This window comes from Streptomyces sp. TSRI0281 (genome assembly GCF_001905125.1).
Taxonomy (GTDB): Bacteria; Actinomycetota; Actinomycetes; order Streptomycetales; family Streptomycetaceae; genus Streptomyces.
Window position 1 is genome coordinate 180,451 of record NZ_LWLE01000037.1, and the last position, 13,060, is coordinate 193,510.

Sequence of the window (13,060 nt, forward strand, 5' to 3'; positions counted from 1 at the left end):
TCCAAGGAAGGTGTTCGGCCGCTGAGCCACAGCGGTTCGCCCGCCGCCGGGCGGGCGGAGGCTGCGGCGGCTGACGGGCACGCAGGCGATCAGCGGCAGGTCGATGGGGACGGGGCGGGTCGGCGGGGGCGGGGGCGTCAGCGGAGTTCGTAGACGGAGACGTGGTAGGTGCTGTCCGGGGCGAGCGGGCCGCCTCGCCAGGAACCCAGACGCTGTCGCAGCCGGAGTCCGGCGCGCTCGGCCATGAGATCGAGTTCGCCCGGTGAGGCGTAGCGGAAGTGGACCCTGAGGTGACGGGTGCGGTCCGCCTCGTGGATGAGGTAGTGCGACTGGTACGTCTGGGTGGAGGGATCGATCCGGCGGTGGCAGAGGATGAGGTGCTCGTCGGTCTCGGACACCACCTCGGGTACGCCCGATGCCGCGGCCACGGCGAGGGCTTCGGGCAGATGCGCGTCGAGGACGAAGACGCCGGTGGGTTCGAGGTGGGTGGCCACGGCCGTCAGACAGCGCTGTTGGGCGTCGCGTCCCGCGAGTTCGAAGAACGTGCCTCCGACGACGTGGACGAGGGAGTACGTGTCGGCGACCGGCAGGTCGGCGAAGTCGCCCAACGTGACGTGGACGCGGTCGCCGCCGGGCTTCGAGCGGAGCCGTGCCGCCATCGCTGCCGACGCCTCGACGCCGTGGACGTCCAGACCGCGCGCTGCCAGGGGCAACGCGACTCTCCCGGTGCCGATGCCGAGTTCGAGGACGGGGCCGTCACCGGCGAGCGAGGCGAGGGTGTCCACGGTCGCCGCGGTGATGCCCGGCTTGCCGAACCAGCGGTCGTAGTCGTCGGCATGGATGTCGGCGTATCCCGGAGAAGGGGCCGGGGGCTGCGCCGGAGCGTTGCCCGGGTCGCCCGCGTTGTCGGGGGCACTGCCGGTCGCCGCCGTGAACGCGGGTGCGGGGTGGTCGTGGAACGTGGGCATGGTCGGGGTCTCCTCGGCCTGCGGTCGGTTCGGTCCCCGTGGTGCGGGCGGACCACGGGAATGGGGGTGTGCGCGGGCCTCGCGAGCGCTCGGGCCGGTCAGCCGAAGGGGTGCGGGCCCGGAGCGGCCGGAAGATGGCGTTCGTCGTCCGGACCGGTGGGCAGGGCGTGGGCTCCGGGGGCCACGACGCGCACCACGGCGGAGCCGAGGCCCCGCGCCGGTTCGCACGTCGTATCCACCAGGATGAGGTCCTGGCCGGTGTGGCTGGACAGCACGGCGGTGCCGGAAGGATCGGCGACGGTGTGCGATCCGTTTCCGGAAGGGTCAGCGACGGTGTGCGATCCGTTTCCGGAAGGATCGGCGACGGTGTGCGACACGGTTCCGGAAGGATCGGCGACGGTGTGTGACTCGGTTCCGGAACGGTCCGGGCCGGTGCGCGGTCCGGGTCCGACGCGATCCGGGCCGGCCGATGGCGGTGGGGTTTCCCGGGGCGCCAGCGGGGCTCGTTCCGTCCACAGGCGCAGGCTGTCCTGCCGGTGGTAGGCCCAGAGCGCGTGCTCGACGGCGGAGTCCGGGGCGTCGCGGCCCTGCCGACGCGTCCAGGTGTCCTCGGCCACCGGGGTGTGCACGCTCCAGCGCACCATGAGTGCCTCGTACGCGGCCTTCTCGATCAGCGGGGCGATCCCCTGGCCGTCCGGGCCGCAACGGGCCCCGAACGCCTGCCGGGTGCCGTCCGGTGCGTGCAGGCATACGGCGACGCATCGTGATCCGACGGGTGCCGGGAGATCGAGCACCGTCGTCGTCACGCCGATTCCGTCCAGGAGTTTCGCCAGTGGTCCCGGGAGCTCACCTGCGGGAATCACCTGGGGAGCGCGGGAAAGTCCGTACCAGCTTCGGCGGATGAGGTCGCGTTCGAGGACCTCCCACGCGGCGTGCTGCACGGCGGCCTCCGGGTCGGGATGTGCCGCGAGACCGGTGGACCCGGCGCCGGGGCCGGGGTCGCAGCCGGCCGGCGGCCGGTGGTGCAGAAACACGGCACCGGCCGGTACATGCATGTCCGCACCGGTGCGGAGGGAGCGGCCGCGTACCCAGAGCCGGCGGGCGTGGCGGAAGTCGTCCACGGTGCCGGCCGGGCCTCCGGACATCAGTTCGGCGGGGTCCAGGGCGGGTATCCCCTTGCGGCGCAGTTCGCCGTGGGTCGCCACGATCCCGGCGTCCGACTCGGCGGCGCGGCCCGCGAGGATGTTGCTGACACGTTCGAGGAGTTCACCGCGGGCGCTCGCGACGACGCGCGGTGGACGGTGACCGGCGGCACTGCCCACCACGATGGGCCGGTTGCCGGCGGCGCAGACGGGATCGAACTGCGGCGAGCGTGCCGCGACCCGCGCGAAAACGACCTCCGGCCAGGCGGCGTAGGGGGTGAACACCTGTGGTTCCCACGGGGAGACGGACATCAGGCACGCACCCGGACCACCTCGGCGGCATCCCTCAGGACCGCCTCACCGTGGTCGGTGAGCGCTTCGGCATGTCCCGTCATGATGTGCACGGCATCGGTGGCGGAGCGGGCGAGCTCGTCGTGGCGTGCCCGCACGGCCGCGGTCGTGCGGGTGTCCGCCGCGGTCTCCCCGAGCAGGCGCCGGTACAGCAGGACGCTCCGGGCCAGGACCACCATCTGCTGGAACAGCCCGGTGAGCGGCCGCGGGTCGAGGCGCAGCGGGGTGGTGACCAGCGGCCCGCCGTCGGCCGCGGGGCGCAGGAACGGCTCCGCCGCCACGGAGGCGGCGTTGCACCGGGTGTGGGTGCCCTCGTGGACGAGTGCCTCGGCGAGCCGGACGGTTCCGGGGAGTCCGCCGGTGTCCGGTCCCAGCCGGTCGCGCCGGATGAACACGGCGCCATGGACCGCGAAATCCGTGAAGCCGTCCAGTGCGGGCCCGTCCAGCAGGACCGTCTGGCGAAGGATCTCCTTCAGTTCGGCATACGCGCCCGGCCAGATGTCCGCGAGCAGGGCGATCGTCCCGCGGATCACCTCCGTATCCCCTTCGCGCCACGCGACGACTGCCGAGCGGCTTCGGTCGCCGATGTCGCCGTCGGTGCGGGGGACGGCCTTCAGCGCGCGGGCGACGCTGCGTTCGAGGTGGGGTTGGGGCGCGGCGAGTCCGACCGGCCAGGGCAGACCGGACGGCGGTGTGTCCGCGATGCCCGACCGGGCACGGGCGAGCATGCCGGAGAGGCGCGCGATGCCTTCCGGGCCCGGAGGTCCCTTTCGCAGAACGCTTTGAGCGATGTGTGCGGCCTCGACGACCGCGGGGTGCACGGCCTCTTCCGGGGAGACGTCCAGCCCGGCCCGTTCCAGGGCCGACCGGGTCATACGCGCCAGTACGGAACGTTCTTCAGCGCTCCGGCGTGCGTCGGGCTCCACTCGCACCGCGGGTACCTCCGTGTCGCCGTCGGGGGACGGCGGGCCCTGAACGGCCCGCCGCCCGAGGTGACGTACCGTCAGCTGGGCACGTCGATCATCAGTGCCAGCTCGGGCAGTTCCTCTTCGGGGACCTGCTCGATTTCCTCGTGCATATCGATCTCCCTTCGGCGACCGGCTCCACCGACGTCCGACGGGGAGTCCCGGCGGCGCCAAGGTACGCACGGCACCGCCGTGATCACAAGGTGCGGTCGGATCGTCACACTGAGGACAGGGAGGGAGGGCGGCCGACCCCGACGAACCCCGCCCGGGACGCTCCCGCTCCGTCGCGTCAAGCCCGGCAACGGCCGTCGCGCATCACCTCCGACCTGCGGTTCCCGCTCCGCCGACGACGGCCCCTCCACCCACGGGAGTCGGCCGCCCACCGCGTCGGCCACCACACGGGAACTGGCCTGTCCGGCAGGGGAACCAGCACAGTCCAGCCAATCTCTGTCCAGAAGAGGGGAGGCGGCTCCGGCTCGTTTCGCTGCGAAGAGGCTCATGCGAAGAGGCTCAAAGGATGCCCCTTCGAGGCGCGGGGTACGTTCGGCACGGGTGCACCCGGCCGACGACACGGGGTCGGGGGCGTGCCGTCGCCCGCCGGAGCCCGTTGGCACCGCTCCCGCGCGCACGGCGCTGCGGGTTCCCGCCGGGGGTGTCCCGTCGCGCGTCCCCACGAGCGAATCGGACCAGGGAAAGGCTGAAATGCCGCTCTTGGAACACCGACCGGCACCCGCGATGATGACCTCGCCCGACCGGCGGCCGTGGCCACGGCGTTTCCTCGCACCCGACCCGATCGGGTGGCGCGGCCCGGCGCGGGCGACCGCGTGTCGAAGAGGGAGGCATGGACCGACAACACCGTGGAAGGACCGGCAGAGGCCCTCACTCACTGTCCACTCATCGCGGCCCACACGAGGAGATGCCAGTGGATCCGACAGACCGCTCACTTCGCCGCCGCCTCGCCGCAGACCGCGCGCCTCGCCGCGCCCCCGTGCGACATCACCACCCTGCCGCAGACCCCGCGCAACGTCGTACCCCCGCCACAGACCCCGCGCAACGTCGCAGCCCCGCCGCAGACCGCGCACTTCGCCGCGCCCCCGGCAGGGACCGCCACCGGTCGCCCGCACCATCGGACCCGCAGGAGTAGGCACCATGCGCATCAGCTACCTGCATGGCGGCAGCATCCCCTCCCTCTTCGCCAACGGCGTCCACGTCATGCGCATGTGCGACGCTTTCGCCGCAGCCGGACACGACATCACCCTCTACTCCATGCCCGGCCCGGACCCGGCCGAGGACCCGTACACCTACTACGGCGTCAGCAACCGCTTCCCGATCCGCCTCGTCGCCGCCCCCGACCACACACCCAACGGATACTGGCAGCGCGCGGACACGATCCGCCGCATGGTGGCCCGCGGCCCCCGCCCGGACATCGTCTACGGACGCGACCCCTACGCCCTGTCCGTCCTCTCCGATCTGGCACCTTTCGTGTACGAGGTCCACCAACTGCGCAAGGACCTGGTCCCGGTGGGGACCGAGAGGAAACTGCTCGGCAAGCCGGGTCTGGCCCGCGTCGTCGCCATCACCCATGCCCTCGCGGGCGATCTGCGCAGGAAGTACGAAGACCTGGGCACCCTGCCGATCCTCGTGGCACCCGACTGCGCCGACCCTCCCGGTCCCACCGCCACGACGCAGGCACCGCAGCTGCCGGGCCGCCCGGACGTACCGCGGGTCGGCTATGTGGGGCACCTGTACGACGGACGCGGCATCGGCCTCGTCCTCGATCTCGCGGACCGCTTTCCCGGTCTCGACTTCCACCTGGTCGGAGGCACGGCCGAGGACCGGGCCCGCTGGGAGAAGGCCTGCCGGGCCTCCCACGTGTACTTCCACGGGCACCGGCCGCCGTCCGCGCTCCCGGCCTACTACGGCCTCTTCGACATCGTCCTCGCCCCCTACGAGACCAAGGTCTACACCTGGGGCCGGCTCGGCGAGACCGGGCGCTGGGCCTCCCCCATGAAGGTGTTCGAGTACATGTCCCACGGACTCCCGATGATCGCCTCCGATCTCCCGGTTCTGCGCGAAGTCCTCCAGGACGGGGTCAATTGCCTGCTCCGCCCGCCCGAGGATCCGGCGGCGTGGGCGGAAGCCCTCGGCGAACTCGTCGCCGACGGCGCCCTGCGGCGCAGGCTCGGCGACGAAGCCCGGCGTCAGGTCCTGGAGCGCTACACCTGGCGCCGCCGGGCCGATGACGTCCTCGCGGACATCGGCCACCCGGACCGCCCCGGGACCGGGGAAGCCGGGCTCCCGAGGTGACGGAGCCGGGCGCCGCGCAGAGCCGGAGCGACGCCGCCGCGCTCCCCGGTGCCGCCGCGTGCGGCGAGGCGCCGCTGCCCACCGGGGCGTCGGTGGACGGATATCCCGCACGGCCGAGCGTTCGGGCCGGGGAGATCCTGCGGTTCCATGTCTCGACCCGGGCGGAGCGGTTCCGGGCCGACTTCTACCGCTGCGGCGCTCGCCCCCGTCTCATGGGCAGTACCGCAGGACCGGGCCGGTACGCGCCCCCCGGCCGACATGACGAGGACTGGCACTGGCCCGGCCATGACTTCGCGGTTCCCGGGGACTGGCCCTCGGGCGTGTACATCGCGGTGTTCGGCCCCGGTAGCGCCCGGCCCGCCGCCGCGCCGCCGGCCGGTGCCGAGGCACTCGACGCCCGGCACTCCCGGATGCTCTTCGTGGTGACGGCACGCGAACCCGCACACCGTACGCGCATCCTGTACAAGGTGCCCGTCTTCACCTACCACGCGTACAACAGGAGCGGCGGCGCCAGCCTGTACGGGGCACTTCCCCACGACGAGGCGTACCGCACCATCACCCTGCGGCGCCCCGGGGGCGGCATCGGCGGCCCCGTGAAAGGGCAGCCCGACGCCCACGATCCGCGGACGCCGCGGCAGACCTTCGCCCACTGGGACGCTCCCTTCATCTCCTGGCTGGAGACCTCGGGGCACACCGTCGACTACTGCACCGACCTCGACCTCCACGAAAGCCCCCGACACGCGTCCGGATACCGGCTGTTGCTCTCCGCCGGACATGACGAGTACTGGAGTGCGCGCACCCGTCGGCACATCACCGCCTTCCGTGACCGGGGAGGCAATATCGCCGTCTTCGGGGCCAACACCTGCTGGTGGCGGGTCACACCGACCGCCGACGGCACGGCCATCAGATGCGCCAAGTACCCGCCCGGAGTCCCCCAGGGCTCGGACTGCGACCGGATGCGGGGCGCTCCCGACCACTGGTGGGAGGGTGAGCCCGAGAACTCCCTCATCGGTGTCAGCTACCGCAACGGCGGCGGCCACTGGGCCGGTCTCCGCGAACCCCTGGGCTTCACGCTCCAGCACACCGGCCACCCCGTCTTCGCGGGCACCGGGCTGAGCGACGGCGATGTCCTCGGCGAGGAACACGCGCTTGTGGGCTACGAATGCGACGGAGCCGCGCACCGGCGCGACCCCCTCGGACGGGCGGTCGCGACCGGCACGGACGGCACACCCGCCGACTTCACCATCCTGGGCGTGGCCGACCTCCCCACGGCCCCGGACTCCGGCTGGTACACCGCCGCCCGGGAGAACACCGACCCGGGCAGGGCCGCGACCTTCGGCCTCTACACCAGGGGCGGCACGGTCTTCAACGCGGCCACCACCGACTGGGCGCGGCTGCTGACCCTCGACCCACTGGTGGACGCCATCACCCGCAATGTGATCAGCCTGCTCCGCTGAGGCGGGGCGGGATCGCACCGAGGAGGGCGCACTCACTCCTTGAAGTTCGCGAGCGGGCCTCCGCGCCGGCAACTCGGCCTGCCGTACGGCTCGACGGCTCGACGGCTCCAGTATCGACGTTCTCCGAACCCTCAGACCAGGAGTGGTGGGCATGAAGATGGTGATCACCGGGGGCGCCGGATTCATCGGCAGCAACCTCGCACACGCGTTGACGCGGCGACCCGAGGTGTCCGAAGTCCGGGTCGTGGACGACCTGTCCACCGGGTTCAAGGAGAACCTCCGCGGCCTGGACGTGCACTTCACCGAGGGCAGCGTCCTCGACGGCGCCCTCCTGGACCGGGTGTTCCGGGGCGCGGACACGATCGTGCATCTGGCCGCGCTCCCCTCCGTGGCCAGGTCGGTGGCCCATCCGATCGCCAGCCACCACGCCAATGCCACCGGCACCCTCTGCGTGCTGGAAGCCGCCCGGCGTGCGGGCGGGGTGCAGGTGATCGCCTCTTCCTCGTCCTCCGTCTACGGCGCCAATCCGCATCTGCCCAAGCACGAGGGGCTGCGCACCGCCCCGCTCAGTCCGTACGCCGTGAGCAAGCTGGCTTCCGAGGCGTATCTGGGGGCGTTCCACCACTGCTACGGCCTACCGGTGCTTCCGTTCCGCTTCTTCAACGTCTACGGGCCCGGACAACCCGCGGGGCACGCGTACGCCGCGGTGGTGCCCGCCTGGATCAGCGCGATGGCGGCCGGTCACCCGGTCCTCGTGCACGGTGACGGTCACCAGACCCGCGATTTCACCTACGTCGAAACCGTCTGCCGGGTCCTCACCCGGGCAGCCCTGCGAGGAGCCGTATCCGCCGAGCCTGTCAACCTCGCCTACGGTACCCGGACCTCGCTCCTGGAGCTGATCACCGAGCTGGAGTCCGTACTGGGCAAGCCCCTCAACCCCCAATACCTTCCTCCCCGTCCGGGCGACGTACGGCATTCCCACGCCGACAACGCACGCTTGCGCTCCCTCTTCCCCGAGGTGGAGCCCGTACCTCTGCGGGAGGGGCTGGAACGTACCGCCGAGTGGTTCCGCACCCGCGGTCAGTAGCTCAAGGACCCGGTTACCGACCGGTTTCGGCCGCCCGGCACTCGGCGGCGCGCCCGTCCGCCGGCATGCGCCCCTCCTTTCAACTGGGCGAAGCGGGGGTCATGTTCGGAATCAGAGGCCGTGGCCTCCTGCGTGGCTTTTACGTAAGGTGAGGCTAACCTAAGCAGACATCGGCAGTCCGGCGTTCTCGCGGGCGGCCAATGTAACTTAGGTTACCCTTACCTAACACCCCGTAGGAGGTTGCTCATGCCTGAGCACATACCGGGCGGAAGTGGCGAGTTCGATGGCCGCACCGTCCTGGTGACCGGTGCCGCACAAGGCATCGGGGCGGCTGTCGCCGATCTGCTCGCCACTCTCGGCGCCCGGGTGGCCGCCACCGACCGCACGCAGGACGGCATCGACACCCTGGCCACCTCATGGAACCGGCAACAGGCGGAGAAACCCATGAGCGAGCGCTCGGCGGGTCGGCTGGAGCCGTACGTGATGGACGTCACCGACCGGCCCGCGGTGGAGAGCGCCGTGGCGCGCATCGACCGCGAACTCGGCCCCGTCGACGTGCTCGTGAACGTCGCGGGCATCCTGCGCACCGGCCCCGCGGCCGAACTCACCGCCCAGGACTGGTCGGACACCTTCGCCGTGAACACCGGCGGTGTCTTCAATGTCTCGCAGACCGTCGCGCCGCTGATGACGGGCCGGGGCAACGGCTGCATCATCACCGTCGGTTCCAACGCCGCCGGGATCCCCCGCACCGGCATGGCCGCCTACGCCGCCTCGAAGGCGGCGGCCGCCATGTTCACCAAATGCCTGGGCCTCGAACTCGCCCGCAGCGGCGTACGGTGCAACGTCGTCGCACCCGGATCCACCGACACCGCGATGCAACGCGCCCTGTGGACCGACTCCGGCGCCGAACAGCGCGTCATCGACGGAGACCCGGCGACCTACCGCACCGGCATACCACTGGGCCGGATCGCCGCCCCCGAAGACATCGCCGACACCGTCGCGTTCCTCGCCTCGGACCGCGCCCGGCACATCACCCTTCAGGAGCTGTACGTCGACGGCGGCGCGACCCTGCGCTGAGCCGCCCTCAGCTCTCCCGTACACCTCATCCCCCCGCACCCGCTGGCGGAACCATCGAGAATGGAGTCCCCGTGTCGACGGCATCCCAGGTCGCCACGCACATACCCCCGGCCGATCCGGCTCACCCGGCCGTAGGCGCGGCCACCTCTCTTCTGGACGCCTACACACCGGGCGACCTCTTCCTCGCCACCCCTGACCGCACCCTGCTGGCACACGGTGCCGCACGCCATGTGCCGCACGACGAACGGCCGCTGGACGAACGGGTGAACGCCACCCTGGCCGAGGCCGGCGAGACCGGACAGGAATCGCCCGTGGTCATCGGCGCCATCCCGTTCGACCACGAGGCACCGGCCGCCCTGAGCGTGCCGGGCGCACTGCGCGTCGCACCGCCGCTCGCCTCCGATCCGCTGATCGCCCTGCCCGTCGGCGTGTCCGGTGCGGCGGACTGGCGGATACGCCCGGTGCCCGCACCCGAGGTCTACGGAGCGGGCGTCGCCTCGGCCGTGGAGCGCATGTGGCGCGGGGAGTTCAGCAAGGTGGTGCTCGCCCGCACCCTCGAACTCACCTCCGGCACCCCCCTCGACCTGCCCGCGATGCTCCAGCGGCTGGCCCGCCGCGACCCCGTCGGCTACACCTTCGCGCTGCCGACCGGGGCCGGCCGTACCCTCATCGGCGCCAGTCCGGAACTGCTGGTCTCCCGGCAGGGGCGGCAGGTGGTCGCCAATCCGCTCGCCGGGTCCACCCCGCGCAGCGCCGACCTCGCCGAGGACGTCCGCCGGGCCGCCACACTGCTGGAGTCCGTCAAGGATCTCCATGAGCACGCCGTCGTCGTGGACGCGGTCCACCAGGCGCTGGCCCCGCACTGCGCGGAGCTGACCGTCCCCGCCCGGCCGACGCTGATCCGTACCGCCACCATGTGGCACCTGTCCACCACGGTGACCGGCACGCTCGCCGCTCCCGACACCTCGGCCCTGGCTCTCGCCTGCGCGCTGCATCCGACCCCCGCCGTGTGCGGCACCCCCACTCCGACGGCACGTCAGGTCATCGCGGAGACCGAGCCGTTCGACCGGGGCTTCTTCACCGGCGTGGTGGGCTGGGGCAATGCCCGGGGCGACGGCGAGTGGGTCGTCACGATCCGCTGCGCCGAGGCCGAGGCACGCACCCTGCGCCTGTACGCGGGCGCCGGCATCGTGGCGGCGTCCGAGCCCGAGGCGGAGACCGCCGAGACGGCGGCCAAGTTCCGGACCTTCCTCAGCGCCGTGGGGGCCGAGCTGTGAGCCCGCACGACGCACCCACCTGGCCGCCGGAGTTCGCCGAAAGGTACCGGGCCGCCGGCTGGTGGCGTGGCGAGACGTTCGGCTCCATGCTGCGGGAACGGGCCGAGGCGCACCCGGGCCGGATCGCCGTGGTCGATCCCATCGCGGGAACCCGATGGAGCTACGCGGAACTGGACCGGCGTGCCGACCGGCTGGCGGCGGGCTTCCTCGCCCGGAACATCGGCAAGGGCGACCGTGTGGTGGTGCAACTGCCCAACATCGCGGAGTTCTTCGAGGTCGTCTTCGCACTGTTCCGGATCGGCGCGCTGCCCGTCTTCGCACTGCCCGCCCACCGCGAGACGGAGATCTCGTACTTCTGCGAGTTCACCGAGGCGGTCGCGTACGTCATCGCGGCGGAACACGGCGGCTACGACTACCGGGAGCTCGCGGCGAAGGCCCGCGCCGGTGCGGGCACACTGCGGCACGTGTTCGTCGCCGCCGGGGATCCGGGCGCGTTCGAGGCGCTGTCCGACGTGGCGCGGGATCCGGTCGGCTACGGCGCTCCGCGCCCGGACGACCTGGCCTTCCTCCAGCTCTCCGGCGGCAGCACCGGCGTACCGAAACTGATCCCCCGCACCCACGACGACTACATCTACTCGCTGCGCGGCTCCAACGAGATCTGCGGGGTCGACGAGAACAGCGTCTATCTCTGTGTGCTGCCCGCGGCGCACAACTTCCCGCTCTCCTCCCCCGGTTCACTCGGTACGCTCCATGCCGGCGGGCGCGTGGTGCTGTGCCCGCAGCCCTCCCCCGAGGTGGCGTTCCCGCTGATCGAGCGGGAGGGGGTGACCATCACCGGGCTGGTCCCGCCGCTGGCCCTGCTGTGGACCGAGGCGGCGACCCGCACCGCGCACGACCTCAGCAGCCTGGACGTCCTGCTGGTGGGCGGGGCCAAGTTCAGCGAGGAGGCGGCGCGGCGGGTACGGCCGGCGCTCGGCTGCACCCTTCAGCAGGTCTTCGGGATGGCCGAGGGACTGGTCAACTACACCCGGCTGGACGACCCGGTCGAGGTGATCGTCACGACCCAGGGGCGGCCGATCTCGCCGGACGACGAGATCCGGGTCGTCGACGACGAGGACCGCGAGGTCGCGCCGGGCGGGACGGGCCACCTGCTGACGCGGGGGCCGTACACGATCCGGGGCTACTGGAGGGCGCCGGAGCACAACGCCCGCTCGTTCACGAAGGACGGCTTCTACCGTACGGGCGACGTCGTCCGGGTCACCGGGAGCGGCCACCTCGTCGTCGAGGGGCGCGCCAAGGACCAGATCAACCGGGGCGGTGAGAAGATCGCCGCCGAGGAGGTGGAGAACCACATCCTCGCCCACCCGTCCGTGCACGACGCCAATGTGGTGGCCGAGCCCGACCCGTATCTGGGTGAGCGCATCTGTGCGTACGTGATCCTGCGCTCGGGCGCCGGTCCGCTGAAGCAGGTGGACATCAAACGGTTCGTACGGGGCCGGGGTCTGGCCGCGTACAAGGTGCCCGACCGGGTCGAGTTCGTGGACGCGTTCCCGCAGACCGGCGTCGGAAAGGTCTCCAAGAAGGGTCTGCGGACCGCCGCCGCGGCCCGTGACGCCCCCCTCTCCCCGCACGCCTGACCCTCCCGGGCCCGCGCGCCGGCCCGGCTTCCCAGCGATCCCGAACGGAATCTTCCGCACCATGGCCCTGCCCGCCATTGCCCCGTATCCCATGCCGGCCGCCGACGAGCTGCCCGCCAACCGGGTCGAGTGGACCGTCGACCCGTATCGCGCGGTGCTCCTCGTCCACGATCTGCAGAACTACTTCCTGTCGGCCTATGACTCCGGGTCCTCGCCGATCCCCGAACTGCTGTCACATGTAGCGGCGTTGAAGAAGGAGGCGACGCGCCTCGGCGTGCCGGTGCTCTACACCGCGCAGCCGGGCGGCCAGAGCCCCGACGAGCGCGGTCTGCAGCAGGACTTCTGGGGTCCGGGCCTGCCCGCCGACCCGTACGCCGCCGCCATCGCGGACGATGTCGCGCCCGACGAGGGCGACACGGTGCTCACCAAATGGAAGTACAGCGGCTTCGTCCGCACCGATCTCCTGGAGCGGCTGCGTGAACAGGGCCGCGATCAGATCGTCATCACCGGCGTGTACGCCCACATCGGTGTCCTCATGACCGCGTGCGACGCCTGGATGCAGGACATCCAGGCGTTCGTGGTGGCCGACGCGGTCGCCGACTTCTCCGCCGAGGACCATGCGATGGCACTGCGCTGGGCGGCGGGCAAGTGTGCCGTCGTCACCACCACCCGAACCGTCTTCGAAGGAAAGTGACCGCGGTGGTCCCGAATCCTGGGCGACCACGCGCCTGATTCGCGGCCACCGGCACTGCGGAACCGGGCTCGGGCCGGACGGCCCGAGCCCGCCCTCGT

At 71.9% G+C, this 13,060-nt stretch carries 11 protein-coding genes; 7 read left to right on the forward strand and 4 right to left on the reverse strand.

Translation table 11 applies throughout. The features are described from left to right. Window positions 1–137: 137 nt before the first annotated feature. The 4 genes from A6A29_RS39765 to A6A29_RS45645 form a co-directional block, all read right to left on the reverse strand. Entirely contained in the window at window positions 138–968 is an 831-nt protein-coding gene (locus A6A29_RS39765; protein WP_079183233.1) for a class I SAM-dependent DNA methyltransferase, read from the reverse strand. A 98-nt stretch (window positions 969–1,066) separates the two neighbouring features. Continuing rightward, on the reverse strand, window positions 1,067–2,422 hold the full coding sequence (locus A6A29_RS39770) for a YcaO-like family protein (protein ID WP_073728436.1): 1,356 nt from the start codon (window positions 2,420–2,422) through the stop codon (window positions 1,067–1,069). After that, a complete protein-coding gene (locus A6A29_RS45640; protein WP_073728438.1) occupies window positions 2,422–3,336 on the reverse strand; it encodes an aKG-HExxH-type peptide beta-hydroxylase in 915 nt (304 codons plus the stop codon). The genes A6A29_RS39770 and A6A29_RS45640 overlap by 1 nt, the downstream gene beginning before the upstream one ends. A 128-nt stretch (window positions 3,337–3,464) precedes the next feature. Continuing rightward, entirely contained in the window at window positions 3,465–3,614 is a 150-nt protein-coding gene (locus A6A29_RS45645) for a hypothetical protein (RefSeq protein ID WP_158074508.1), read from the reverse strand. Window positions 3,615–4,575: 961 nt separating this feature from the next. Between A6A29_RS45645 and A6A29_RS45650 the strand changes: the two genes are divergently transcribed. From A6A29_RS45650 to A6A29_RS39810, 7 genes are all read left to right on the forward strand, one after another. Next, window positions 4,576–5,733 carry a glycosyltransferase family 4 protein gene (locus tag A6A29_RS45650; RefSeq protein ID WP_073728440.1) on the forward strand — a complete coding sequence of 386 codons (1,158 nt, stop codon included), beginning with the start codon at window positions 4,576–4,578 and terminating at the stop codon, window positions 5,731–5,733. After that, window positions 5,730–7,190 (forward strand): N,N-dimethylformamidase beta subunit family domain-containing protein, encoded by a 1,461-nt coding sequence (locus A6A29_RS39785; RefSeq protein ID WP_338012917.1) that lies wholly within the window; start codon window positions 5,730–5,732, stop codon window positions 7,188–7,190. The genes A6A29_RS45650 and A6A29_RS39785 overlap by 4 nt, the downstream gene beginning before the upstream one ends. Window positions 7,191–7,341: 151 nt before the next feature. Further along, window positions 7,342–8,277, forward strand: coding sequence for an NAD-dependent epimerase/dehydratase family protein (locus tag A6A29_RS39790; RefSeq protein ID WP_073728442.1), 936 nt, complete (start codon window positions 7,342–7,344; stop codon window positions 8,275–8,277). Between the two features lie 246 nt (window positions 8,278–8,523). Beyond that, complete coding sequence (locus A6A29_RS39795; protein WP_073728444.1) at window positions 8,524–9,354, forward strand: 2,3-dihydro-2,3-dihydroxybenzoate dehydrogenase; 831 nt, start codon at window positions 8,524–8,526, stop codon at window positions 9,352–9,354. Window positions 9,355–9,425: 71 nt separating this feature from the next. Then, on the forward strand, window positions 9,426–10,631 hold the full coding sequence (gene dhbC, locus A6A29_RS39800) for an isochorismate synthase DhbC (protein WP_073728446.1): 1,206 nt from the start codon (window positions 9,426–9,428) through the stop codon (window positions 10,629–10,631). Beyond that, window positions 10,628–12,268: a (2,3-dihydroxybenzoyl)adenylate synthase gene (locus tag A6A29_RS39805; protein ID WP_073728448.1), complete on the forward strand. Its 1,641-nt coding sequence runs from the start codon at window positions 10,628–10,630 to the stop codon at window positions 12,266–12,268. The genes dhbC and A6A29_RS39805 overlap by 4 nt, the downstream gene beginning before the upstream one ends. 61 nt (window positions 12,269–12,329) lie before the next feature. Further along, on the forward strand, window positions 12,330–12,962 hold the full coding sequence (locus A6A29_RS39810) for an isochorismatase family protein (protein ID WP_073728450.1): 633 nt from the start codon (window positions 12,330–12,332) through the stop codon (window positions 12,960–12,962). Window positions 12,963–13,060: the final 98 nt, after the last annotated feature.